We start from the raw sequence: 24,653 nt of genomic DNA on the forward strand, positions 1-24,653 counted from the left end.
GCGCTACCTGCAATGATTACGAACGCTAGCTGCGATGATGAGCGCTACCTGCAATGTTTGCGAGTGTAAATCGCCAAAGCGGCGCACGTGCCCCGCGTTTACGCCAACCCGGCGACCACCCCGGCGACGAAAACACCAGCAGCGAGCAGCAGGAACACACAGAGGAACATCCAGTCACGCGCGCGGATCACCATCAGATGCCGCTCCGTCCGAGTTTCGCGAAAGCCGAAGCCGCGCGCATCCATCGACAGTGCCACGCGGTCGGCGTGACGCAGCGCAGCAGCAAGCAGCGGCACGAGCGAAGACAGCTGCCGGTGCACCCAGCCGAGAGGTCCGCGACCGAAGGCAATGCCCCGCGCGCGATGCGCCTGGCGAATGATGCTCAGCTCGAGCTGGAACCGCGGCACAAAGCGAAACGCGGCAAGCCCCGCATAGCCGAAGCGATAGGGCACGCGCAGCTGCTGCACGAGCGCGCGCACAAAGTCAGCGCCCGCAGTGGTGGATCCGCTCAGCATCGCCAGCGCCACGATCGCAATGATCCGCATCCCGGTCGCGAGCCCCTGCACCCAGGCACCCTGATAGAACGTCCAATTACCGATCGTGAACAACGCGGGCGAGTCCGACACCAGCGCGGGCTCGACCCAGATCCCGAGCGTGATCGACAGCACCAATGCAAGCAGCGGGAATCCCAGCACGAGCAGGATGCGCGAGCGCCACCGCATCTTCGACCCAAACAGCAGGCACAAAATTGACAGGGCCGCGAGTCCGCCCGGAATCTCCACGCCGTCGACGAAAAATACGGCGATCATCGGCACCAGCGCAGCGAAAAGCTTTGCGAGTGGGTGGATGCGGTGGAGCAGCGGCAGCCCCATGGCATCGGCTTCGGCGATGGACGGTCGATCGAGTCGAGCACGGGGTTCGGGCGCGGGCTCGGGCGAGGATGCGCTGGGATCTGCAGCGGAGCTCATCGCACCTCGCTCTGCGGCAGTGCATCCCCGGTCGGGAACTGCGGGAGATCGCGGACGCGAGTGATGCGATTCAACCGTGGCTGCGCATCCAGCCTGCGGAACGCGGAAGCAATTGGCGGCAACCCGATCCCGACCTCATTGAGTACCTCACTTGCGAGCACTTCGGCCGTGTCACCGTATGCGCGGACGCGACCTTCGGCGAGCACCATGAGTTTGTCGGTAACTTCGGCCGCGAGCTGCAGATCGTGCGTGGCCATCAGCACCGTGGTGCCGGCGGCATTGAGGCTCGAGAGCATCTCGATGAGTTCGGCAGCGCGCGCCTGGTCCTGCCCAAACGTGGGCTCGTCGAGGACGAGTACGGGTGCCCCCGAAACGAGTGCTGTCGCCACCGAAAGTCGGCGTTTCTGCCCTCCCGAGAGCAAGAATGGATGCAGTTCCGCCACCTCCTCGAGGCCAAATCGCGAGAGTGCGTCCGCAGTTCGCGAAGCGATCGCATCCTCACTGAACCGTTGTGCACGCAGCTCAAGGGACAGCTCGTCCCGCACGGTATTGGCCAGGAACTGGTGCTCGGGATTTTGGAAGACATAGCCGATTCGGTCGCGAAGATCACGCACTCGCAGCTTCGAGACATCGCGACCGTCAATCGAAACGGTTGCTTTCGGCGGCCGCTCGACACCCGCGAGGGTCTGCAGCAGCGTGGTCTTTCCGGCGCCGTTCGGGCCCACCACCGCGATGAATGCGCCAGCGGGAATGTCGAGGGAGATTCGGCGTAGGATCTCGCGGTGCCCGCGGTGGATGTTCAGGTTTCGCGCGGTGAGAATGGCGTCGCGTCGGGGTACGGGTTCTTGCACGGCCTCCGGCATAGGCTCCACCGGCACCTCTGGTTGCGGGGCAGCCGCAAGCTGACCACGCAGCTGCGCGATGGTCAGCGGCAACTCCGGAATCGCCCAGCCAGCTCGCTGCAAGTGAGCACCGACCGTGGTCGCAACCGGCAGCCACACGCCGAGCTCAGTTAGCTTCTCGCGATGCTCAATGAACGCTGCTTGCGGGGTGCCGGTCAATACCGGGTGACCGGTCGCATCCAGCACAAGCACCTTCGTGGCGATCCGAAGCGCCTCGTCGAGGTTGTGCTCGATGAGTACCACGCCGATCTCACCTGTGGCGAGCAGCTCGGCGAGTACCTCGTACACTTCCCGCGCACCACGGGGATCAAGATTCGCGGTGGGTTCATCGAGAACGATCAGCGGGGCACCCTGTGCGAGCGCAGCGGCAATGGCGAGCCGCTGCCTGCCGCCTCCGGAAAGCAATTCGGGCGCGTCATCGCGGCGCTCCCAAAGCCCAACGTGACGCAGCGCGCGTTCCACGCGGCGGTCCATCTCGGCCGCGGGAACGCACAGGTTCTCGGGTCCGAAGGCCACCTCGTCATAGATCGTGGCGGCGACAATCTGCGCATCCGGATCCTGAAACACCATTGCCGCATACTGGCTCGTTTCAGCCAGCTCGAGTGACTCGAGGTCGTGGCCCGAAAGCTCGACGCGGCCCGACACATCCGCCCACATATCTTTGGGGATGAGCCCGTTCAGCGCGAGTGAAAGCGTCGACTTACCGCAGCCGGAGGGCCCGAGAATCAGCAGCGCCTCGCCACGACGCACCTCGAAGGACACGTTGTTGGGCGTGGGGCGGACGGCATCGCGGTGCGTGATTCCGAGCGCATCGACGCGGATCAGGGTTTCGCCGCTCACGTGGTGAGATCGGGCTTTGAGGATCGGCGGCGGTCCTGTTCATCACTGCGCAGCCCGCGCGCAACTCCCGCGCGGTCGAGGGCCCGTGCAAGCCAGAGGGCAAGCACAGTGAACACCGGGGGAGAAATGAAGAATGCGGCGACCACCAGAATCTGGCCGGCGAGGGTGTAATCGTGTCCGCCGAGGATGCCGAAGGCTGCGCCCATCGTGATGAGTCCGTGCAGAAGTCCGGCCACGATGAAGAGCCACGGTTTCCAGATGCGGTAGCGGGTGACGAGGAATGGGAGTTCCTGCGCAACACCGATGACAAGGCCGATCACGAACGCCATGAAGCCGATCGGTTGGAAAGGACTTGCGACCAGTCCGGAGAGTGCCGCGGTCAGCAGTGCCACCCCACCCCGGTGGAAGAGCGCCTGCGCGAGCGCACCGGGCAAAAAGTAAATGCCCATCGTCACACCGTAGAGAAATGGGATCGTATTGACCGTCAAACCACCGACCCAAGCGTGGGCGGTGAACAAAACGCCGCCCGCGACACCGATGGCAGCGCAAGCGATCAAGAGTCGCGTACTGATATTTCTCATAATTGAACCAAAACCAGTCTAGTGGTGTGCAGCAATGTGAACAGGCGGTGTATCGAGGCTCCAGCAGTTGGTAACCCGGCCTCGTTAATGTCGCAACGATCAAAGTTTTTGATCGAGCGACTAGGGGAGGGCTCTTGGCTGACACGGATGTGGTCATTATCGATCCTCATCAGCTCATTCGTGCCGGTTTCTCGTTGATTCTGCAGGCACAGCCTGAATTCAACGTTGTGGCCGAGGGCGATTCGACCGAAGCGGCCGTGGAACTGGTTCGCCGCTTCGAGCCGCACGTGTTGTGCCTGGCCGCCCGCATGGACGGTACCGATAGCACCAGCGGACTCGAGGCGACCAGGCGCATCCGTGCGCTGGCCGACGTTCGTCAGCCGCGCATCCTGATTCTCGTCGGTAGCAAAGACGGTCATGTCAGCGAGCAGGCGCTCGACGCGGGGGCGGATGCGGTGGTCGCGAAATATTCCACACCGGAATCGATCGTGATGGCGCTTCGTTCTGTCGCTGCGGCAGACTGATTCCCCGTTCGAGGCTGTGTGCTAGTTTCAGGCCGCACATCGTTGCTCACCGTGAACGCTGAGGGGAAGCTTTGCTCGACGTTAAGAACATCAGTCATTGGTACGGCGAGCGGCAGGTGCTCGACGACGTGTCGTTCACCGTCACCAGCGGTCACCTCACCGGCTTCGTGGGCGCGAACGGCGCTGGCAAGACCACCACGATGCGATCCATCCTCGGGTTGATTCGCCCGACGAAGGGCGAAGTGCTCTTCAACGGACACCCGATCAGCGATGCAGATCGCACACGCTTCGGCTATATGCCCGAAGAGCGCGGGCTCTACCCGAAGATGAAGGTGCGCGAACAGGTCATCTATTTCGCGCGACTGCACGGTGTCGAGCCGAAGACCGCCGCGAACCGTGCCGACGAACTGATCGAGCGCGTCGGGCTCGCGGAGCGCGCGAATGAGAACGTCGAGGCACTCTCACTCGGTAACCAGCAGCGCGCACAGATTTGCGTCTCGCTCGTGCACGAACCGGAGTTTCTTATTCTCGACGAGCCGTTCTCCGGCCTCGACCCCATCGCGGTGGATGTGGTCCTCGGCGTCCTGCAGGAGCATGCGGCTCGCGGGGTGCCGGTGCTGTTCTCATCCCACCAGCTTGATGTGGTCGAGCGGCTCAGTGATGAGCTCGTGATTATTTCGAACGGTCAGATTCGCGCCACCGGTTCGCGAATCGCGCTGCAGCAGGAGCACTCGCGCGGGCTCTTCCGTATTTCAGCGGGTGAGGATGCGTGGCTCACCTCCCAGCCCGACGTCACCGAGGTGGAACGGGACGGGGACGATCTCATCTTCCGTATCGGAAATGGCCGGGCTGGGCAGGTGGATGCGCAGGGCTTCGATGCGCGCGGCCAGGAAATCCTGCGCGAAGCGGTTGCGCGCGGACCGGTCCGAAAGTTCAACCACGAACTCGTTCGCCTTTCGACGATCTTTAAAGAGGTGCGCTAATGACCGAACAGCCGAAACCCACAACGCTCGCTCGCGCGGTCAGCCGCGTCGAAGGCATCCGCCTCATTGCCCAGCGCGAGATCCTCACCACCGTCCGGTCCAAGGCCTTCATTTGGAGCTTCATCATCACACTCGCCGTGATCGCACTGGTGATCCTCGGCCAGGGGTTCATCGGGAACGTCATGTCCTCAATGTTTGAGGGCGATGAGGAAGACACGGTGGTCGCATCCACCGTCGATGTGGCGGCTCTGGATGAGGCTGCTGCGGAGTCCAATATCCTCTTCGAACCGGCCGCGTCCGCCGACGAGGCCCTCGAGGCAGTGCGATCGGGCGATGCCGAAGCTGCGCTCGTGACCGGTGCTGAGGCGACTTCGCTCGAGCTCTATTCGAACGACGGATCGGCACTGGACACCGCCGGGCTCGCGGAGCAGCCCTACATGCTCGTCGGGAACGAGAGTGTGCCGACCGCCCTGGTTGACTTCCTCACGATTACGCCCGCGCAAGGCTTCCTCGAAGCCGAGGGCGCGGTGGAGTTCTGGCTCACCTTCCTCATGTCCACAGCCTTTGCGCTGCTGTATTTCATGTCGATCATGATGTTCAGCCAGCGCATCGCGCAGACCGTGATTGAAGAGAAGGCCTCGCGCATCGTTGAATTGCTGCTGTCTTCCGTGAAGCCGGTTACGGTGCTGGGCGGCAAGATCATTGGTGGCACGATCATGGCGTTCGCGCAGGTCGCGGCAATCGTGATCGTGGCACTCGTGTGCTTTGCGATTACGGGGCAGTCGGACATGCTCAGTCTGCTCGGTCCCGCGATGATCTGGTTCGCGGTGCTCTTCCTGGTCGGGTTTGTGCTGTTTGCGGCGCTCTACGCGGCCCTCGCATCCACCGTCTCGCGCCCGGAAGACGTGGCCAGCGCCACCTCGCCCCTAAGCATGCTCGTGATGGTGCCCTACTTCCTCGTGATTTTCGCGAACCAGAACGATGCGGTGATGACCTGGCTCAGCTACATCCCGTTCTCGGCTCCGGTTGCGATGCCGGTGCGGCTCTTCAACAGCGGTGCGGAATGGTGGGAGCCCTTTGTTGCGCTGGTGATCCTCGTTGTTACCGTTGTGGTTGCCCTGTGGATCGCCGCCCGAATCTACGAGAACTCAATCCTCCGCACGGGTGCAAAGGTGAAGCTGAAGGATGCACTCAAGGCGTCGTAGCGGCATCCGTTGTCTGAGATATCCAGGTTTGCGGTGCGTAGTTTGTAGGGTTGGCCTAATTCTCGGTTGGCGGGGAAGTCGCTCATTGTGCGTCATGCGAGACATGGATGCTCGCCACAATGCGCAGTCGTAGCCTGAGATACGGACTTCCCCGTGCCGAAGCTGGCCGCGGGACTGTATTGATTGGAGCGCTCCCGTGACTGACCAGATCACCGACGTCGCCGAAGAACAGCTTGACGACTCAGACCTCAACTCTTTCGACTCGACCGGCATCGATATTGCCGAGGTGCATCGCGCGGTCATGGGATCCTGGCCCGCCGAGCGTCAGCGTGCGCGCGATATCGCTGCTGATCCGCTGTTTTGGCGAGACGACACACTCGCGATGGACGAGCACCGCGACCGCGTTCTCGAGCAAGTGAAGCTGCTTACCGAACGCGGAACACCAAAGCTCTCCTTCCCGAAGCGCCTCGGTGGTGGCGAGAACCCCGGTGGCAATATTGCCGCGTTTGAAGAGATTTTCCTCGCGGACCCCAGCCTGCAGATCAAGTCAGGTGTGCAGTTTGGGCTGTTCGGAGCCGCGATCATGCACCTCGGTACCGAAGAACACCAGGACCGCTGGCTTCCCGCAGCGATGAATGTGGAGACACTGGGCGCGTTCGCGATGACCGAAACCGGGCACGGTTCGGACGTCGCGTCGATCGCTACCACGGCGACCTACGACGAGGCCACCGAAGAGTTTGTGATTAACACGCCCTTCCGCGCCGCTTGGAAGGACTATCTCGGCAACGCGGCGAAGGATGGCACGGCCGCGGTGCTATTCGCCCAGCTCATCACGAAGGGCATGAACCACGGTGTGCACGCCTTCTACGTGGAGATCCGCGACGAAGCCGGCAACTATCTTCCCGGCATTGGCGGTGAGGATGACGGGGTCAAGGGCGGTCTGAATGGCATCGATAACGGTCGGCTGCACTTTAGCGACGTGCGCATTCCGCGCACGAACCTGCTCAACCGCTACGGGGATGTGGCGGCGGATGGCACGTATTCCTCGCCAATTGAGTCTCCGGGTCGCCGCTTCTTCGTGATGCTCGGCACGCTCGTGCAGGGTCGCGTTTCGCTGGACGGGTCGGCGGTCGTCGCGCAGCAGGCTGCGCTTGCGATTGCTGTGACCTACGCCAATCAGCGCCGCCAGTTCGACAACTCGGGCAGCGGTCAAGAGACCGTGCTGTTGGATTACGGGCGTCACCAGCGCCGACTCATCCCGCGACTCGCGACGGCATATGCCGCCACGTTTTCGCATGACGAGTTCCTCCGCGAATTCGACACCGTGTTTTCGGGCGAGGGCGATACTCCCGAACGCCGTGCGGACCTCGAAACGCTCGCGGCTGCGCTCAAGCCTACGACCACCTGGGCGGGCATGGACACCCTGCAGATCGCGCGTGAGGCGTGCGGTGGCGCGGGCTATCTCGCTGAGAACCGGTTGACGTTCCTGCGTCACGACCTCGACGTGTATACCACCTTTGAGGGCGATAACACGGTGCTGCTGCAACTGGTCGGGAAGCGACTGCTCGAGGACTACGCCAGCAAATTCAAGGAGGCCGACGCCCGCGAGTCCGCGCGGATGCTCGTGAGCCAGGCAGCCTCGCGCGCCTTCCACGACATCGGTCTTGCCCGGCTGGGCAGCATTGCGCGCGACTTTGGCTCGAGCGCTCGCTCGGTCGGTTGGCTGCGTGAACCGGAGAATCAGCACGCGTTGCTCTCCGCACGAATCGAAGAGCAGATCTCCGAAATTGGGATGTCGCTGAATCGTGCGCAGAAGGCCGGTAAGGGCGATGCCGCGTTCAATTCGCTGCAGCACAAGCTCATCGAGACCTCGCACGCCTACGGTGAGCTGATCCAGTGGGAGGCCTTCACCCGCAAACTCGAGGACTTTGACCCCGAGAGCGAGACCCACCGCATCCTGACCTGGCTGCGCGATCTCTTCGGGTTGAGTCTGATCGAGCGCGATCTGTCTTGGTACCTGATGTCTGGCCGGTTGACGACGAAGCGTGCTCGATTGGTCAGCTCCTATATGACGCGACTTATTTCGCGACTTCGCCCACACGCGCAGTCGCTTGTGGATGCGTTCGGATACAAAGATGCGCACCTGCGGGCCAAGATTGCATCCGGCGCGGAGAAAGCGCGCCAGGACGAGGCTGCGGCGTACTACAGTGCGCTTCGCACCTCGGGGAATGCGCCGGAAGATGAGCGCACCGTGTACCGCGCGAAGCGGAAGCAGAAGCGTGAACAGGAACGTGCTGCTCAGCAGAAATAGCTGAAGATTCTGGTCCTTCGCTGGGCTAGATTTGGGTTATGACGTTCAACGACAACTCTCGATTTGATTCGAGTAACGTTCGCCGCCGTCGTTCGGGCTCAGGGTCGAGTTCGGGCGGCGGTCGAGGCGGCCCCGGTGGCCTCGGCAAGGGCGGTGCCATCGGTGGCGGCGGCATCGTATTGGTCATTGTCGCGTTTCTTATCTCGCAGTTCATGGGCGTTGACCTCACCGGACTCGTTGGCGGGTCCTCAGGCGGTTCGGGGAACTATGCGGAGGAGGATTTCGAGTGCACGGGTGAGGAGGCGAATGCCTCGATCGACTGCCGCATCGAGGGTGCCGCGGTGTCCCTTGAGCAGTATTGGGCGGAGAGTGCGTCGGAGATCGGGATAAATGACTACGTCAACCCCACGATTTACCTCTACGAGGGCCAGACCGACTCGGCCTGCGGTACCGCCTCGAATGCGGTGGGGCCGTTTTACTGCCCGGCCGATCAGAGCATTTACATTGACACTGACTTCTTTCAGATCCTCGTAGATCAGTACGGCGCTGAGGGCGGGCCACTCGCTGAAATGTACGTCGTCGCGCATGAGTGGGGTCACCACATCCAACATATTGGGGGCATTCTTTCGAGTGGGAATACTCGCGATGAGGGTCCCACCGGTGGTGCGGTGCGCACCGAGTTGCAGGCGGATTGTTTTGCCGGGGCGTGGATGCAGAATGCTTCGCAGTCCACGGATGCTGCGAGGAACCAATTGATGAAGGAACCGACTCAGGCTGAGCTTGAGACGACGATCTCTGCGGCGCAGTCTATTGGTGACGATCACTTGCAGGAGCAGGCGGGTATGGAAGTGCAGCCTGAGAGCTTCACCCATGGCACGAGTGAGCAGCGGACCGAGTGGCTCATGCGTGGCTATGAGGGTGGCGCGGGTGCTTGCAATACCTTTACTGTCCCGGACTCGGAGCTGTAGCGATGTTCTCGATGATGCTCATCATGAACTTTGTGGTGCTCGGCATTGCCGGGATCATGGTGCTCGTTGGGCTGTTGCTCGCCGGATATGGCGTGTACGCGCTCATTAAGGCGCGACGCGCAACGGAGAGCGACGCACCGAGCTATTCCGAGTGGGTTGAGTACCCTTCCGAACCGGGTGTTGAACCCGGTTTTGAGGATGCGCCCCGGTGGGCCGATGGGATCGCTGGCGACGCGGACCGCTTCGGCGCTGCTGGCGGATCAGCCGGTGAGGCGACAGGTGGGTCCGCTGGTGAGGCAGCGGGCGGAACGTCCGGCGCTCCCACCAACAGCACTGACGACGTCGGTCCGGACGTGCGGCGGCGACTGAAAAACGGTCGCGAAAAGTCTTTTATTGCGGTTGGGGTGCTCCTGTTCTTATTGGGGTTGTTCTTGCTCTTGAACGCAATCGTGTTTCTTGCGTAGCAACTGCACACACTGCAGCCACTGAGCGCAGCGGCTGCTGGGAGACAGCGAGGCTTAGAACGGTGGCGGTTCGAGGTCTGGGTCCTCCGATGGCCCGGTTTTGGACACACTCCCAGAATTTTTCTCGGAGTCAGTTTCGATGGGCTCCCCAACTGGCCTGAACCTCGGCCCGATCGGTTCGGGCTCGGTTTGCGCCTGGTAGCCGAGCGGAGTCGTGAACTCGAGGACGCCACGCCCCACCTGTCGCACCGACCAACCACGCTCGTGTTTCTGCACGTGGTGCGGTCTGCAGAGGTGAGCGAGATTTCCATCGCAGGTCTCGCCGCCGTCGGCGTACGGCACTGTGTGGTCAAGGTCCGAACCTTGCGCCGGGCGGGCGCAGCCAGGGAAGCGACAAGTCACATCGCGGACCTGCAGGAAGCGCCGGAGGCTCTTGTCCGGCATGTAGGTGTCGACAGACACGGTGTGCCCGGTGATCGGGTGCGTGAGGATGCGCTGCAAGGTTGGTGCGGTGGCCGCGAACTGTTTTGCTTCCGCAAAGCTCATCGGCATCGTGCCATTGAGGAGCGCTGGATCGCTCTCCTCGGCAGTTCGATTGAGCAGCGACAGGGCTGGCACAGTCACGTTGACCGTCGCCTTGATTCGAGCAGCGCCTTCGGTCTCACTTGCCAAAATACTTTCGGGCGTTGCACACAGCAGCGTTTCTGCAAAGACATCGGCGCGAATTTGTGCCGTGGTCCGGTCATCGGGCTCGAAACCTTCAGGAAACGCCTGCTCCACGGGCTCCACGGGCTCGTCGCCACTCAGAGCCGTTTTCTGGGCGAGTTCGGCAGCGCGGCGACTGCGCTTGAATGCTTCGGCCTCACGAAGGTTGTCATCGCGCAGCGTTCGAGCTTCGAGCGTCAGCAACTGGTCAATCGCGACAGCCTGTTCGATTGGCAAATAAGCAATGAGGTGAGCCATGCCGCATTGCGCCGGCTTGACGTAGACGCTGCGTTCAGCGCGTTCTCTCGCATTGCTTTCCTCGAATTCATTCGCAGCAAGTTTCGCGACCTTACGCTCGACAAACTGGGCCGTCTTCGACACCGAGTGGCTCGCGGCATAGTGGAGGCAGGTTTCGCCAAGTAGCTGGGCCTGTTCGTCATCAAGCGCGCGTGCACCCCGCAACATTGCCCGTGCGTGCCGCACCTCAATCTTGGCTTGCGCAATCGCCTCAACCCAGTCGGGGAAGCGTGTCACCAGTGCGTGTGCGTCGTAGGCGTAGTTGCGAAGGGTGATGTCGACTTCGCGGGAGACGAAGCTGAGTTCTCCCATGAGCGACCGTAGGTGCCAGGCAAAGAACTTGTCCAAAGTCTTGAGTGTGCGAGGCCCACTCTGCGCCGACGACATGCTCGCCTGCGCCTGTACCTCGGCAATCTCGTAGGCCTCGGCGAGCGCACGCAACTTAATGGACTCGGCAAGCCCGATTGCTCTGTGACTCTGCGCGAAGCGATCTCGCACATCGGCAATCCGCGGACCAAGTGAAGGCTCTGGAACACTGGAGTCGGTGGTGGACATGTGGGAGATCACCTCCTCGGCAAGGCGCTTTGTTCTTTCAGGAACACCATAAAACGAGCCACCGACATATCTTTTTTCGCCAGTCGCCAGTCGCCAGTCGCCAGTCGCCAGCCTCCAGTCGCCAGCCCGCAGTCGCCAGCCCTCCAGCCAGCCGCGCACCCCTACACGTCGGCGAGAACTTCGAGGACCTCGTCGCCGTATTGCTCGAGCTTGGCGCGACCGACGCCAGAAATGTTGGCAAGTTCGCCGAGCGTGCTCGGACGCTCCACCGCAAGGGCGCGCAGCGTCGCGTCGTTGAACACGATGTATGCGGGCACGGATTGCTCCTGGGCAGTGTCGCGTCGCCATTCCCGCAGCGCATCGAAGCGTTCGCGCTGTCCCGGCTGCAACTCCTCCACAGCCGCAGCGTTCGAGGCCCGGCGAGAACTGCGCTCAACTTGCGTGGCAACATCCTGTCGGAGGAGCACCTGCTCACGTCCGGCCAGCACCTCCGCGCCGCGCGGCGTAACCTGCATGACGCCGTACTCGCCCGTTGCGGCAACAATATTCATCGCGAGCAGTTGGCGCACGACTCCGCGCCAGCCGGCGTCGTCGAGTTCGGTGCCGATGCTGAAAGTGGAAACCCGGTCGTGCCCCTGTGCCGTGGAACGCTCCGTGCGTTTCCCAAGCAGCACGTCGACGAGTGCCCCGGCACCGTATGCGCGCCCGGTCGCCCGGTCGAGGCGAACAATTGTCGAAAGCAGTTTCTGCGCCTGCACGGTCCCATCCCAAGTGCGAGGTGGATTCAAACAGTTATCGCAGTTCCCACAGGGCTGCGATTGCTCACCGAAATAGCCGAGCAGCATTTGCCTGCGACAGCCGGCGGTCTCACACAGGGCGAGCATCGCATCCAGATGCAGCGACTGCTGCCGCCGCCGGAACGCATCCCCCTCACCCTGATCAATCATGCGCCGCTGTTGCACCACATCCTGCAGACCGTATGCGAGCCAGGCCGTGGCAGGCTCGCCGTCGCGCCCTGCACGACCCGTTTCTTGGTAGTAGCCCTCCACCGATTTCGGCAGGTCAAGGTGCGCGACAAAACGCACATCCGGCTTATCGATCCCCATGCCAAACGCGATTGTGGCGCACATCACAACACCCTCATCGCGCAGGAATCGACGCTGATTGAACCGGCGCTGCTCCGGCGTGAGCCCCGCGTGATAGGGGAGCGCATCCATCCCCTCGGCTCGCAGAAACTCGGCGGTCTGCTCTACCGACTTACGAGAGAGGCAGTACACAATGCCCGCGTCGCCATCGTGCTCCGCACGAATGAAGCGCAGGAGCGACTCGCGTGCCCGATTCTTGGGCACGATTCGGTATTGAATATTCGGCCGGTCGAAGCTCGAGACGAAATGGGATGCATCCTCGAGCTGCAGGCGGGATGCGATTTCTTCCCGAGTCTGGACGGTCGCCGTCGCGGTCAGCGCGATTCGCGGAGTCTCAGGCCATTCCTGATGGATGACATCGAGGGTGAGATAGTCGGGCCGGAAATCGTGGCCCCACTGCGACACGCAGTGGGCCTCATCGATTGCGAAGAGCGCGATATTGCCACGTTTGAGTAGCGGCAGCGAGTGCTGCAGCCGCTCGGGCGCGAGGTAGAGCATGTCCAACTCGCCATTGAGGTACCGTGATTCGACGTCCAGCTTCGCCTCAGGCTCAAGCGTCGAGTTCAAAAACGCGGCCCGAACGCCAAGTTGTTCGAGCGCGGCAACCTGATCTTGCATGAGCGCGATCAGCGGTGAGATGACGACGCCGGTGCCATCTCGAACCAGCGACGGCAACTGATAACAAAGCGATTTGCCACCTCCGGTGGGCATGAGGACGAGGGCATCCTCCCCGGAAATCACGGTGTCGACAATCTGCCGCTGGGGCCCGCGAAAGTCCGAATACCCCCAGACCCGTTCGAGGGTCGCCAAAGCCGCATCAGTCATGCATCCACCCTAGGACGTGCCACCGACACTGCGGACCCGAGCCGCGCATCCTGTGCAAAACAATGCGTGGCCGAACGCTGTGGAGAACTTAGCCCCGTTCGACGGGAAGGCCTGCCGCTTCCCAGCCGGAGATTCCGCCCTCCACGTTGATCAATTCTTTGCCCTGGTGCTCAAAGTATTTGACGACGCGCGAGGAACGGCCGCCGGCATGGCACATGATGTAGGCACCTTCGGGCACCTCATCAGTGCGGTCTTCGAGCTCTGACAGCGGGATGACCTTGGCAAACGGGATGCGGACCTCGGCGACCTCGTTGGGCTCGCGGACATCAATCAGGCTGACATCGGTGCCGAGGGCGTGAAGCTGCTCAGGAGTGATTTCGTTCATACAAGGCATCGTAGGTGCAGCCTCAGACTGTCGGACGATTTAATCGGCCTTGGTGAGGATCTTGTTCGAGAGTTTCCCGAAATATTAGGCCGTCCCGGTAGGCTCTGCCTACGGGCGATGACCGTGGCCAGGACACTCCACTCGAGATAGTCCGGCCAATTTGAGTCGTCTTGACGACACACGACCGAACCGCGGAGCATGGCTCTGCGCGCGAAGGAGTCTGCAAGTGACCAACAGCAATTGGAACCAACCGCAGGGTGGCGCACCCGACGGTTCAGGCAGCCAGCCGGGCCAGCCGGGATTCGGGCAGGGCCAGCCACCGAGCAGCCAGCCGGGATTCGGGCAGCACGGTTTTGGCCAGGACGGTATTGGCCGGGATGCACCGGGACAGAACCAGCAGGGTCAGAACTCGACCGGTCAATTCGGTTCTGGACCAGCTATCTCCGGCCAGTTTGGGCAGGGTCAGCAGCAAGGCGGCCAGCAGCAGGTTCCGTTCGGACAGAGCCACCCCGGTCAGGGTCAGTCGGATGCGCCGTTCGGTCAGTCGGGCCAGTTCGGTCAGCAGCAGGGGCAACCCGGCAACTCCGGCCAATTCGGGCAGCCCGGTCAGGGTCAGCAGCAGGGTGGCAACTTCGGCCAGCAGGGTCAGCAAGGTCAGTTTGGCCAGCAGCAGGGCCAATTCGGCCAGCAGCAAGGCCAGTTCGGCCAGGGCCAGCAACAGGCGCCGTCGCGTCCCGCACCAACCGCGGTGCAGGGATCAAAGCTTGACTGGGTCCGCGATATCGGCGCACCCGTCCTCTTGCTGCTGTCGTTGGTGATGGTGTGGGGCGTGGACACCAATCGTTCCGGGGAAGTGGCGCTCACCGCGGTGAACGTCGCGCCGCTGATCACCGTGCTCGTCGGCGCGCTCGGCAGTATCTTCCAGGTGCTGGCACGGTTCGGACTGATTCCGCTTTCGCCACAGATCACGTATTACATCCGGGCCGGTGCACAGGCTCCGCTGCTCATTACGGTGGTGTTCTACTTCGTCATCGACATCATTTCGGGGTTCAGCGCGGCTAACGGTGACTTCCGCGACATTGACTTCTTCGGTCTTGGCGCGGGCGTGGCAATAGCGCTCGTGGGCGCAGTGCTCGCAATCCAACCGCGCGACTATGAACTTCGCGCAATCGGCGGACTGCAGTCGCCACTCGGTCGCACCATGGGACTCGTCGGCAAGAGCCTGCTCTACGCTTTCGGCGGTCTGGTCGCGATCGGTCTGCTGATGTGGATCGTCAGCACCTTCATCCTGATGGGCGAAGCCGGTACCTTCACCCCGATCGTCTACTTGCTCGCGGTAATGCTGCTTGCGCTCGCGGTCGTGATCTTCCCGGTTACACTCTTCATCCTCGGTTCTGAACCGGGACGACTGCTCACGCTGGCAGTCGGCGGTGCAGCCGCAATCGCACTCCTGATCGATGGAACGTTCGGTCTCGGATTCTCCATCACCGGTATCGAAAGCACCGTGCTGTTGGCAATGCCGTTCGTCTTTGTCTTCGCCGCACCGCTCGCCGCGCTCGCGATTGACCCGCACGCCCTCGCGAACCGCAAGCCAATTCATCCAACGGCCCGCTGGTTCAATGCCGCGGGGCTCGGGTTGCTTGTTGTGGCAGCCAGCGCATTCGCGGTCGTACTTGCTTCGGTGTACGCGCTCATTCCTATCGACCTTGGCGAGTTCGGCGCGATCGAACTCGAAGGCGGCCGACTCGTGCTCACGATCCTGACGCTCGTACTCGCACTCGCGATTGGTGCCGCAGCGGTGCTCGGTTACCTCTCGCTGCGCGGACCGCAGATCAAGGCCTCACAAACACAACTGCTCGCCATGACCGGTGGCGCCGCGGTACTCGGACTGCTCCTCACGATTCTCGGACTCGTCGAACAGCGTCTCGACCGCACTGACGTCGCATCCGGTTTCGAAGCGATCTACCCGTTCGCGACGCTCTTCATCCTGCCGCTGATCATCGCGATTGGGCTCTACTTGCCACGCGAGGTGCGCGAACACTTCCAGCGCGCAGGTACCGCCATCAAGTTTGGTGCCGCGAACGCTGGCCAGCAGCAGGGCGGCCAGCAGCAGGGCCAGCAGGGATACGGTCAGCCCAACCAGGGTCCGCAGGGTCCAGGACAGCAATGGCCAGCTCAGCAGGGCCAGCAGTTCGGTGGTGGCCAGCAGGGTGCTGGCTACCAGGGCCAGGGGATGCAGAGCCAGGGGATGCAGGGCCAAAGCCAGCAGTACCAGGGTCAGCAGCAGGGCCCGCCGCAACAGGCTCACCAGAACCAAGGTCAGCAGGGCGGCTTCGGTCAGCAGACGGGTCCGGTTGGTGGATACGGTCAGCCGGCCGGTGCTCAGGGCGCGGTTCAGCAGAATCAGACTCAGCGGGGTCAGGGCCAGCAGGGACCAGGCCAGTACGGTGCAACCCAGCCGCAGGCAAATCAGTCTGGTTCTGGCCAGCCGAACTACACTCAGCCGAATTACAACCAGCCCTCCGGTCCCATCCCCGGCTTCGGCCAGCCTGCCAGCCAGGGTGACGGCCAGTCCGAGCAGACCGGTTCATCCAGCCACGGCCAGCGCACGCCAGCAGCCGGTTCGGACTCCCATGCTCCGGGCCAGCAGCCCCAAGGTAAGCAGTCAGCATCCCAGACTTCGACTGGTGGCTCAGGTTTCGGCCAAGCATCCTTTGGTCAGACTGGTGGCTCGCAGGCACCGCAAGAACGGCGTAGCCCATTTGGCAGTCAGTCCGAAAAGCAGAATGCGGCGCAGCAGCAGATCGCGTTCAGCGCTCCCTCCGAGTCGTCTTCGCCAGCTGCTGATTCCGAGGAACCAACCTCGACCACCGCATCGGACGCACCAGCAACAACCGAAGCATCCACCTCGAGCGCACCCGCGGCAGACGAGCCTGTTGATCTCGCGGCCGCGGCGCGTAAGGCGCTGGACCCGGACACTCCTTCGGCCGAACTTGACTGGATGAAGGAACACAAGGAACTGTGGCCGTACCTCGCGTCGGCACCCTCGGCCTCGAACGAGCTGCTGGACTGGCTCGGGAAGACCGAAGACCCCACAGTACTTGCGTACCTCAAGAATCGTGGACACCAGGTGTAGCTGGTCGTCACTAGCTCAACACCTACGCACTCCGCCGCCGCAGCGTCAGCGAAGCGAGCACGAGCGCGGCAACCATGATCGCGGCGATGAGGAGGACCGGGCCCCACACGTCCCACCCCTCATCGCCGACGGTAACCGAGTTGATGGCATCGATCGCATAGCTCAACGGCAGCCAGTGCGAAATTGCGTAGAGCACCTCCGGCATATCCTCGCGGGGCATGAACAGTCCACCGAGCAGGACCTGCGGGAAAACGATCACCGGCATGAACTGCACCGCCTGGAACTCCGTGTGCGCGAACGCACTCGCGAGCAAGCCCAAGGCAGAGCCGAGCAGCGCATCCACGACCGCGACCACACCGAGCATCCACACCGGGCTATTGACCTCGAGACCGCACACGAGCACCGCGTACGCCACCGTGATGATCGCCTGCAGGGTGGCCATGACGCCAAACGCGATCGCGTACCCGAGGATGAAATCTGCCTTCGCGATGGGCGTGGTCATCAGCCGTTCGAGCGTGCCGGAGCGGCGCTCGCGGAGGGTGGTGATGGAGGTGATCAGGAACATCACGACAAACGGGAAAAGCGCGAGGATTGGCCCGCCGAGATTGTCGAATACCTGTGGTTGATCGTCAAAGAGCCAGGCAAAGAGACCGACAAGCAGGCTCGGCGCGACGAGCATGAGCACGATCGACCGAGGGTCGTGGCTGAGTTGCCGCAGAACGCGTCCGGTCGTGGCGAGAGTGCGCACCGGGCTCATGATGCGTCTCCTCGCGCGACGTGGCGTCCATGTGGTTTCGGATGCTCCGCCTCCGGTTTCGAAGAGGCCTGTTCCGCAGCACCGTCCAGGAGCGCCAGAAACGCGGCCTCCGGATCTGCCGCACCGGTGGTAGCGAGCAGGTCCGTGGGCGTCGTATCGGCAATGATTTCGCCCTCGCGCATGAGGAGCAGCCGGTCGCAGCGCAGTGCTTCATCCATCACGTGGCTGCTCACTAAGAGCGTGGTTCCCCCGGCGGCAATTTCGCGGAAGAGCTCCCACAGCTCAATGCGCAGGATGGGGTCGAGACCGACCGTCGGCTCATCGAGCACAATCACTTCGGGGTCACCGAGGAGCGCAATCCCGAGTGACACGCGATTCGACTGCCCACCGCTCAACGAAGACACGGTCTGACGCGTCTGGTCTTCGAGGCCCACGCGCCGAATCACCCGGTCCACATCATCCTTGGAAGCGCCCATGAGCCGCGCGAAATAGGAGAGATTTTGCTGCACTGTGAGGTCGGAATACACCGAACTCGCCTGCGTGTCGTAGGCCACGCGTCGCCGCAATCTGCGGGATCCCGCATCCTCACCGAGCACCCGAACCGTGCCACCCGCAAGTTTCTGCACCCCAACGATCGACCGCATGAGGGTGGTCTTGCCGCAGCCGGACGGCCCGAGCATCCCGGTGATCTGGCCGCGCGGAATATCGAGATTGATGCCGTCGAATACCAACTTCTTGCCGCGTCGCACCTTGAGGTCTCGGACGGCAATCGCAATGTCAGTCATGAAGCGGCCTCGCTTTCGATGAGTTGTGCTGGGCAAAGGCTAGCCTTGAACACTATGAAGCTCTCCTTGGCGCTGCGGATCAAGAGTCGAGCACCGCTCCTGCAGGTTGCGAAAACCGGTGTCGCGATCGTGCTTGCCTGGTTTGCCGCAAGCTTCCTGCTGCAGGTCGATATGCCGATTTTTGCGGCGATCGCGACGCTCCTGGTTGTCGCCCCAAGCGTGAACCAATCGCTCGAAAAAGGAATCGAGCGGTCGCTCGGCGTTGTCCTGGGCGTAGTGATCGCGATCCTGGGGACGCTGCTGCTTGGCACCGAGTCGTGGGCGGTGCTCGTATCACTCATCGTGGCGCTCGCAGCGGCCTGGGTAGTGCGTGCCTCACCCGGGGTCGCGAACCAGATGGTGATTAGCGCGATGCTCGTGATCGCCCTCGGCCAGGGGAGTCTGGATTACTCGCTGCTTCGCATCGTGGAAACGGTCATCGGCGCGGTCGTGGGCATCGCCGTCAACATGCTCATCGTGCCGCCGGTGCTCGTGGGTCCCGCTCGGGAAAAGCTCGCGGCGCTCGGTGCCGAGACGGCGGCAACGATGGTGCGGCTCGCGGATGCGCTGGTCGAGCGACATACTCCCGGAGAGTTGCAGGGGCTCATGATTGAGGCTCGGTTGATTCGACCGATGCGGGATGCGGCTGCCGAGGCCATCGACGCGGGCTTCGAATCGCTCATGCTCAACCCGAGACGCTCCAAGCATCGCGCGGATCTCGAGGAAATGAAGCGACTGCTCGATGAGGTCCTCTCACCAATTAGCACGCAGGTACTCGGCATGACCCGCGCGTACTTCGACCACTACAGCGACTCGCTCGCGGACGAGCCCGCCACGCATGACATTGCGGATCAGCTCGACCGAGCCGCGCACGATGTGCGACTCGCGGTGCATGAAGCTGACGTGAACCCCGATCCAATGACCTCGATGATTCCTGCGCTCACCGCACCGCTGGAACTGCGGCCGCCGCAGGGTGGCAACTGGATCCTGATCGGTGCGCTCATGGAAGACCTCCGGCGGATTCGCCTGGGGCTTGTCCCGGAGGAAGCTGCGGAAGAAAACTAAGGCCGCAACACAACCTTCCCGGCTGCGCTTCCGTTCACCACGAGATCGAGCGCGAACTTCGCCTCGGCGAGCTTGAAATGGTGCGACACCGGCACACGAATCTCACCGGCACCCGCAAGGTCGAGTAGCTCGCCGCGAGCGTTGTCACGGAACTCGGTGCTCGCGGGCAGCCCGCCGCCGATATAGACAATCCCGAGTTCCTCAGCCTTGTCGCGCCGCACCACGGTGAGGATGCGCTGCCGGTCGGCGACCAGCTCCAGGGAAGCGGCAAGCGCTTCTTCGGTGCCCGCGGCATCCAGAGCGATATCGATGCCGTCGGGGGCGGCTTCGCGAACGCGATCCGCGAGGCCCTCACCGTAGACCACCGGAATCGCGCCGTAGCGGCTGACATTCTCGGCATTCCGCTCTGAGGTTGTGCCGACAACCCGCGCGCCAATGCGTGCGGCCAGCTGCAGCACGAGCGATCCGAGTGCGCCGGATGCACCGTGCAAGAGAATCGTGTCGCCAGCCTGCGCGTTCACTCGATGCAGCATCTCGGCCGCGGTGGTGCCCACAAGGAGCAGCCCGGCGGCTTCATCGAAAGACACCGTCGGCGGCTTCGGCAGCACATCCTTTGCGGGCACGTTCACCCGCGTCGAATATCCACCTGGGATACGAAAAGCGACCACCTCATCACCGACCTCGACTTCGCCAGCCGCTGGCTGCGCATCCTGTCCGATTGCGGTGACGATACCGGCAATCTCAAAGCCGATCGGCCACGGCAGTTTTGAAGGGTCGTTGCCGAGGCGGCCGAGCATCTTGAGATCGATCGGGTTGACCCCGGCAGCTTTGACCTTGATGGTAACTTCGCCGGGTGCGGGCGGCGGCACCTCAACAGGTTGCATCTCGAGTGCGTCGAGCCCGTCGAATTTTGTGGCAACCCAACGCTGATCTACCGCTTCGTTCGTCATAGTCCGCGATAGTAGTGGTCCGGGCTGGATGCTTTGTTCGAGTCAGGCGAGCAGGACGATTTTACCGCCAGCCTGCCCCGACTCAATATGTTTGAGTGCAACCTTGGCCTCGGAAAGCGCGTAGGTGCGTGCGATCGGCACGGTGAGCGTTCCTGCCGCCGCCATCGCAATCAACTCGGGGCTCACGGAATCGCGATACACACGCCCCTCGCCACTGCCATCGATGTAGTGGAAATCGTAGGTCTTGGCGAGATCTCCGCGCACCACCGTCAGGATGCGGTGATGGTCGGGCACAAACTCGAGGGACACATTGGTCGCCTCATCGGTGCCCGCCGCATCCAGGGCGATATCAATGCCCTCGGGTGCCGCCGCGCGCACGCGATCGGCGAGTCCGGGGCCATACGTCACCGGAATACCGCCGAAATCGCTGACATTTTTCGCGTTACGAGCGGAAGTGGTGCCGATGACGGTGAGCCCGAGTCGTGCCGCTTGCTGCAGCACACTTTCGCCGAGGGCTCCGGATGCGCCGTGCAACAGCAGGGTCTCACCAGCCTGCGGGTTCACCCGGTGCAGGATTTCTGCGGCGGTCGTTCCGACCAGCAGCAGCCCGGCGGCTTCCGCATAGGAGAGGTTCTTGGGCTTGAGATAAACGTCCTTTGCTCTGACATTCACTCGGGTCGCGTATCCGCCGCGAACCCGGAAGGACAGCACATCGTCGCCGACCGCCAGCGCACCCGAGGCGGGCTGCGCATCCTCACCAATGGCGGTCACGACGCCGGAAACCTCGACGCCGAGCGGGTACGGCAGTTTCGCCGGATCGCTCAGGATGCTGAGGATCTTGGTATCGAAACGGTTGATGCTCGCGGCGCGAACCTCGACCGTGACCTCGCCCGAGCCGGGCGGCGGTACCTCGTGCGCTTGGAAATCGAGCGAATCGATATTGCCGCCAAACTCTGTTGCTACCCAACGCCTGTCCATGAAGCAATGTTGCCCGCTTCGGCCAAGGGTTCGATGTGAGACGGCGCTAAGCCGATTTCGGTCTGCGGCTGCCGATGAACGCAATCGCGGTACCCACGATCGAGATCCCGACGTACACCGTCGCGAGATCGGGCAGCGCCATGCTTCTCGAGAGCTCGCCCGCGAAGAGTCCGGGCAATGCCGCCGAGGAATAGGAAATCAGGTAGAGCGTCGCGAGCGTCCCCGCGCGCTGCTCCGGTTTGACGTGGACGAACACTCCTTGCATCCCGCTGCTATTCGCGGCACCGTTGAAGAACCCCGCGAGCACGCTGACGATCAGGAACGGCACAATTGCGCCCGCGTGCAGGGTGACCACAATGAAACCCGTGACGATCACGAACAGCACGAGCGTCGTGCGAAGCGCCGGGGTGGTGGGGAATCTTGTGCTGATGCTGCCGCCGATGGGCGCGAGCAGGGTGTAGGAGGAAAACACGATGGCGATCATGAGGGCGCTCGAGGTGCCGAGGTAGTCGCTCGTGAGCCCGGGCGCGAAGGACTGGTAGAAACCGCCCCAGGACCAAGACGCCAGGATCGCGCCGCCCGCGGTGATGATCGCCCGGCCGGAGCCCTCGGGGATTTCCACGCGCGGAATGAGGGAACGCAGGGCGCCCGGGCGTCGGTACACGGTTTCCGGTGCCAACACCACGAGCGGAATCAGCAAGAGTAAGACTCCCGCGGTGATCGAGAGGCTGAGGATGCGCGGCGCGGCCGCGAATTCAACGAGCAGACTCGAGGAGATCGCGCCGACCGGGATCGCGAACGGGGGAGCGCTGCTCGTGACTACAGCCGGCAGCCAACGCAGCCGGGTGCGCGGTGCGAGATCGACAACCATGGCACCGGCCGCGGCGGATGCCATTCCGCAAGCGATGCCCTGCAGGACGCGCCCGAGGATCAGCACCGGCAGCGAATGAACCTGGGTGAGCACGACACAACCCGCAACCGCGAACACGAGCGCGCCAATCACCACCGCGCGCCGGCCGAGGTGGTTCGACAGCCGGCCCAGTACGAGCAGCGACAGCGCCGTGACCAGGAGGTACATGACCGTGGTGAGTGCGAGATCGGCGTCGGTGATCCCATCCTCGACGCGAAAAATGTTGTAGAGCGGAACCGGTACGCCTGACGCGAAGAAACAGCCGATCAGCGCCAGTGTGGCCGCGATAAAGGCGGCCGGTCGAGGCAGCCGTAAACGTCCGTTCTTGCTCAATTGCGCACTGCGATTCCAGAAGTATTGCGAGAGGTCACCGCACCACTCTACGAAATTCGTCAGACCGAAGCTGCGGGCCGGGCTCTGCGCACCGGGGCCGCGCTATTGAATTCGGTTGCGAATGCGCCGGGATGCGCGCCAGGTGAACACGAGCGCGATTACCGCGAGGGCTCCGGCTGCGAACCACACCGGGACCTCCCAGTCGCCGACCACCAGCCGCACGCCGAAGAAGATCTCGAGCGCCGCGGTGCCCTCTTCGTGTCCTCCGAGCATTTTCTCGAGGGTGTCGCCCACGAACTGCTCACGGAGCAGCATCGAAGAATGTGCGAACGGCAAGGTGCTGATCACCTCGCGCACCGCATCCGGGAATAGCCCCACCGGAACATAGGAGCCGCTTACGAACCCGGCGAGCGTGCCGACGATCGTCGAGACCGCGGCGAAGGCACCGTTGGTGTGGATGAAGGACACGATGAATGACCACAGGCCGGCGAACCCCGCGACTGACAACAGCATCCAGCCCACGATCGACGCAATTGCGCCGATACTGAGGAGGAGTCCGGTGCCGACCCACAGGTATACGAGCGCGATGATGAGCACGATTGTGGTCATGCCGGTGCCGATCACCAAGGCGGAAAACAGAAAGCCGAGCGCGAGCTGGCCGCGCGTGACGGGGGAGACGAGGTAGTCCTGGAAGCGCTTCGTGACGCCGTCCTCGACAAAGATGGTCAGCGCACCGAGCGGTGTGGTCATCGCCGAAATCGCGACGATGCCGCCGAACATCCACGCATCCACGAACTGCCGCACCTGCGCCTCTTCCGCCTGGGGAGCGGTGGCGGCGATGGATTCTACTTGCAGGTTCCCGAGGAACAGCGCGTAGAGCAGGAACACCATCAGCGCGCCGAGCATCGAGAAAAACACGTTCATTGGGTCGCGGATATACCTCAAGAGATTGCGTTGCGTGAGCGCGAGCACATTAGACATCGGCGCTCTCCCGTCCGGTCAGGTTCAGGAAGACGTCGTCCATGCGCCCGTGCCGGAACTCGAAGTCGAGCACTGCGTCGCCCTGTTCGGTCAGGATGCGCCGGGCTGCGGCAGCGTCGGGTACCGATATCTCTTTGGTGCCTTCGGCTGTGGTGAGCGTGAGGATGCTCGAGGAGTGTTTGGCGCGCAGGGCCGCTGGTGTGCCCTGGGCAATGAGTTTGCCGTGGTCGATGATGCACACGCGCTCGGCCTGCTCGGTTTCTTCCATGTAGTGCGTGGTGAGGAAGACCGTGAGCCCGGTGCGTTCGCGAAGGTCTTGCACGGTTTGCCACACGAGTCGCCGATTGCCGGGATCGAGCCCCGCGGTCGGCTCGTCGAGAAAGAGGATCTTGGGGTCGTGCAGGAGCGCGCGGGCGATATCCACGCGCCGCTTTTGGCCGCCCGAGAGCTTGCCGTAGCGGCGATCGAGGAGGTCGTGCAACTCGACGATCTCGGTAAGGGCCTCGAGGCGCTCGCGGACTTCCTGGCGATTTGAGAAGTAGGGCAGCCCGCGAAGCGTGAGGTTTTCGCGCACTGTGAGGAAGTCGTCAAGGATGGACTCTTGGAAGACCACGCCGATCGCTTTGCGGACCCCATCACCTTGCGTGACGACATCCTGCCCCGCGACGTTGAGCGTGCCGCGGTCGAACTCGGTGACCGTCGTGAGGCAATTGATCGTGGTGGATTTCCCGGCACCGTTCGTACCGAGGAACGCGAACACGCTTCCCGCCGGGACTTCGAAGGAGATGTCGTCCACCGCAGTCACGTCGCGAAATCGTTTCGTGAGGTTTTGCACGGTCACGCTGCTTTGTGTTTTCGCGCTGGCCTGCCCTGTCGCACTGGTGGTCACGTCATTGTCCTTCCCTGGCGGGCGGTCAGCGTAACACTCTGGGCTTGGCATCTTTCGGCAGTTTTGACTAGGTTTGCGGCGGCTGTCTGGTTCAGATAGTAGATAAGAACATCCTTATAGTGACAGTATTGAGGTGCATGTTCGGGCCACAATCCAGCCCGAACTCATGAAC

The 24,653-nt window shown here is 62.8% G+C and carries 21 protein-coding genes; 8 read left to right on the plus strand and 13 right to left on the minus strand.

The window, feature by feature from the left end:
- Positions 1-98 precede the first annotated feature (98 nt).
- Genes ACTHXA_RS11295 through ACTHXA_RS11305 form a run of 3 tightly spaced genes read right to left on the minus strand, consistent with a single transcriptional unit; the run spans position 99 to position 3,291 of the window.
- Positions 99-968, minus strand: coding sequence for an energy-coupling factor transporter transmembrane component T (locus tag ACTHXA_RS11295; protein ID WP_441672403.1), 870 nt, complete (start codon positions 966-968; stop codon positions 99-101).
- Positions 965-2,710 carry an ABC transporter ATP-binding protein gene (locus tag ACTHXA_RS11300; protein WP_441672405.1) on the minus strand — a complete coding sequence of 582 codons (1,746 nt, stop codon included), beginning with the start codon at positions 2,708-2,710 and terminating at the stop codon, positions 965-967. Before ACTHXA_RS11300 ends, ACTHXA_RS11295 begins: the two co-directional genes overlap by 4 nt.
- Positions 2,707-3,291: an ECF transporter S component gene (locus ACTHXA_RS11305; protein ID WP_441672407.1), complete on the minus strand. Its 585-nt coding sequence runs from the start codon at positions 3,289-3,291 to the stop codon at positions 2,707-2,709. Before ACTHXA_RS11305 ends, ACTHXA_RS11300 begins: the two co-directional genes overlap by 4 nt.
- A gap of 134 nt (positions 3,292-3,425) precedes the next feature.
- Between ACTHXA_RS11305 and ACTHXA_RS11310 the strand changes: the two genes are divergently transcribed.
- The 6 genes from ACTHXA_RS11310 (at position 3,426) to ACTHXA_RS11335 (ending at position 9,746) form a co-directional block, all read left to right on the plus strand.
- A complete protein-coding gene (locus ACTHXA_RS11310) occupies positions 3,426-3,815 on the plus strand; it encodes a response regulator (RefSeq protein WP_441672408.1) in 390 nt (129 codons plus the stop codon).
- A gap of 71 nt (positions 3,816-3,886) precedes the next feature.
- Entirely contained in the window at positions 3,887-4,798 is a 912-nt protein-coding gene (locus tag ACTHXA_RS11315) for an ABC transporter ATP-binding protein (protein ID WP_441672410.1), read from the plus strand.
- Entirely contained in the window at positions 4,798-6,003 is a 1,206-nt protein-coding gene (locus ACTHXA_RS11320; protein WP_441672412.1) for an ABC transporter permease, read from the plus strand. The genes ACTHXA_RS11315 and ACTHXA_RS11320 overlap by 1 nt, the downstream gene beginning before the upstream one ends.
- A 196-nt stretch (positions 6,004-6,199) precedes the next feature.
- On the plus strand, positions 6,200-8,314 hold the full coding sequence (locus tag ACTHXA_RS11325; protein WP_441672414.1) for an acyl-CoA dehydrogenase family protein: 2,115 nt from the start codon (positions 6,200-6,202) through the stop codon (positions 8,312-8,314).
- A gap of 38 nt (positions 8,315-8,352) precedes the next feature.
- Positions 8,353-9,282 (plus strand): KPN_02809 family neutral zinc metallopeptidase, encoded by a 930-nt coding sequence (ypfJ, locus tag ACTHXA_RS11330; RefSeq protein ID WP_441672416.1) that lies wholly within the window; start codon positions 8,353-8,355, stop codon positions 9,280-9,282.
- A 2-nt stretch (positions 9,283-9,284) separates the two neighbouring features.
- The gene (locus ACTHXA_RS11335; RefSeq protein ID WP_441672417.1) at positions 9,285-9,746 is read left to right on the plus strand and encodes a hypothetical protein; all 462 of its coding nucleotides are present in this window, start codon (positions 9,285-9,287) and stop codon (positions 9,744-9,746) included.
- Positions 9,747-9,800: 54 nt separating this feature from the next.
- Here ACTHXA_RS11335 and ACTHXA_RS11340 read toward each other — a convergent pair whose 3' ends face one another.
- From ACTHXA_RS11340 to ACTHXA_RS11350, 3 genes are all read right to left on the minus strand, one after another.
- The gene (locus ACTHXA_RS11340) at positions 9,801-11,303 is read right to left on the minus strand and encodes an HNH endonuclease signature motif containing protein (protein ID WP_441672419.1); all 1,503 of its coding nucleotides are present in this window, start codon (positions 11,301-11,303) and stop codon (positions 9,801-9,803) included.
- 161 nt (positions 11,304-11,464) lie between these two features.
- Complete coding sequence (gene recQ / locus ACTHXA_RS11345) at positions 11,465-13,273, minus strand: DNA helicase RecQ (protein ID WP_441672421.1); 1,809 nt, start codon at positions 13,271-13,273, stop codon at positions 11,465-11,467.
- An 88-nt stretch (positions 13,274-13,361) separates the two neighbouring features.
- Entirely contained in the window at positions 13,362-13,658 is a 297-nt protein-coding gene (locus tag ACTHXA_RS11350) for a rhodanese-like domain-containing protein (protein WP_441672423.1), read from the minus strand.
- A 226-nt stretch (positions 13,659-13,884) separates the two neighbouring features.
- Here ACTHXA_RS11350 and ACTHXA_RS11355 point away from each other — a divergent pair, with 226 nt between their 5' ends.
- Entirely contained in the window at positions 13,885-16,794 is a 2,910-nt protein-coding gene (locus ACTHXA_RS11355; RefSeq protein ID WP_441672425.1) for a DUF7937 domain-containing protein, read from the plus strand.
- Positions 16,795-16,816: 22 nt separating this feature from the next.
- Here ACTHXA_RS11355 and ACTHXA_RS11360 read toward each other — a convergent pair whose 3' ends face one another.
- Positions 16,817-17,551: an ABC transporter permease gene (locus ACTHXA_RS11360; RefSeq protein WP_441672427.1), complete on the minus strand. Its 735-nt coding sequence runs from the start codon at positions 17,549-17,551 to the stop codon at positions 16,817-16,819.
- Positions 17,548-18,336 (minus strand): ABC transporter ATP-binding protein, encoded by a 789-nt coding sequence (locus ACTHXA_RS11365; RefSeq protein WP_441672429.1) that lies wholly within the window; start codon positions 18,334-18,336, stop codon positions 17,548-17,550. Before ACTHXA_RS11365 ends, ACTHXA_RS11360 begins: the two co-directional genes overlap by 4 nt.
- Positions 18,337-18,390: 54 nt before the next feature.
- Here ACTHXA_RS11365 and ACTHXA_RS11370 point away from each other — a divergent pair, with 54 nt between their 5' ends.
- A complete protein-coding gene (locus tag ACTHXA_RS11370) occupies positions 18,391-19,440 on the plus strand; it encodes an FUSC family protein (protein WP_441672431.1) in 1,050 nt (349 codons plus the stop codon).
- Here the strand turns inward: ACTHXA_RS11370 and ACTHXA_RS11375 are convergent.
- The 5 genes from ACTHXA_RS11375 to ACTHXA_RS11395 all read right to left on the minus strand — a co-directional run bounded on the left by ACTHXA_RS11375 (position 19,437) and on the right by ACTHXA_RS11395 (position 24,481).
- Positions 19,437-20,390, minus strand: a complete 954-nt coding sequence (locus ACTHXA_RS11375; RefSeq protein WP_441672433.1) for a quinone oxidoreductase family protein — start codon at positions 20,388-20,390, stop codon at positions 19,437-19,439. The two genes, ACTHXA_RS11370 and ACTHXA_RS11375, sit on opposite strands and share 4 nt — an antisense overlap.
- A 42-nt stretch (positions 20,391-20,432) precedes the next feature.
- The gene (locus ACTHXA_RS11380) at positions 20,433-21,368 is read right to left on the minus strand and encodes an NADP-dependent oxidoreductase (RefSeq protein WP_441672435.1); all 936 of its coding nucleotides are present in this window, start codon (positions 21,366-21,368) and stop codon (positions 20,433-20,435) included.
- 46 nt (positions 21,369-21,414) lie between these two features.
- A complete protein-coding gene (locus ACTHXA_RS11385) occupies positions 21,415-22,611 on the minus strand; it encodes an MFS transporter (protein WP_441672437.1) in 1,197 nt (398 codons plus the stop codon).
- 102 nt (positions 22,612-22,713) lie between these two features.
- A complete protein-coding gene (locus ACTHXA_RS11390; RefSeq protein ID WP_441672439.1) occupies positions 22,714-23,592 on the minus strand; it encodes an ABC transporter permease in 879 nt (292 codons plus the stop codon).
- Positions 23,585-24,481: an ABC transporter ATP-binding protein gene (locus tag ACTHXA_RS11395; RefSeq protein WP_441672441.1), complete on the minus strand. Its 897-nt coding sequence runs from the start codon at positions 24,479-24,481 to the stop codon at positions 23,585-23,587. Before ACTHXA_RS11395 ends, ACTHXA_RS11390 begins: the two co-directional genes overlap by 8 nt.
- Positions 24,482-24,653 lie beyond the last annotated feature (172 nt).

It is taken from the genome of Gulosibacter sp. (assembly GCF_052090685.1).
In the GTDB taxonomy this organism is placed as follows: domain Bacteria; phylum Actinomycetota; class Actinomycetes; order Actinomycetales; family Microbacteriaceae; genus Gulosibacter.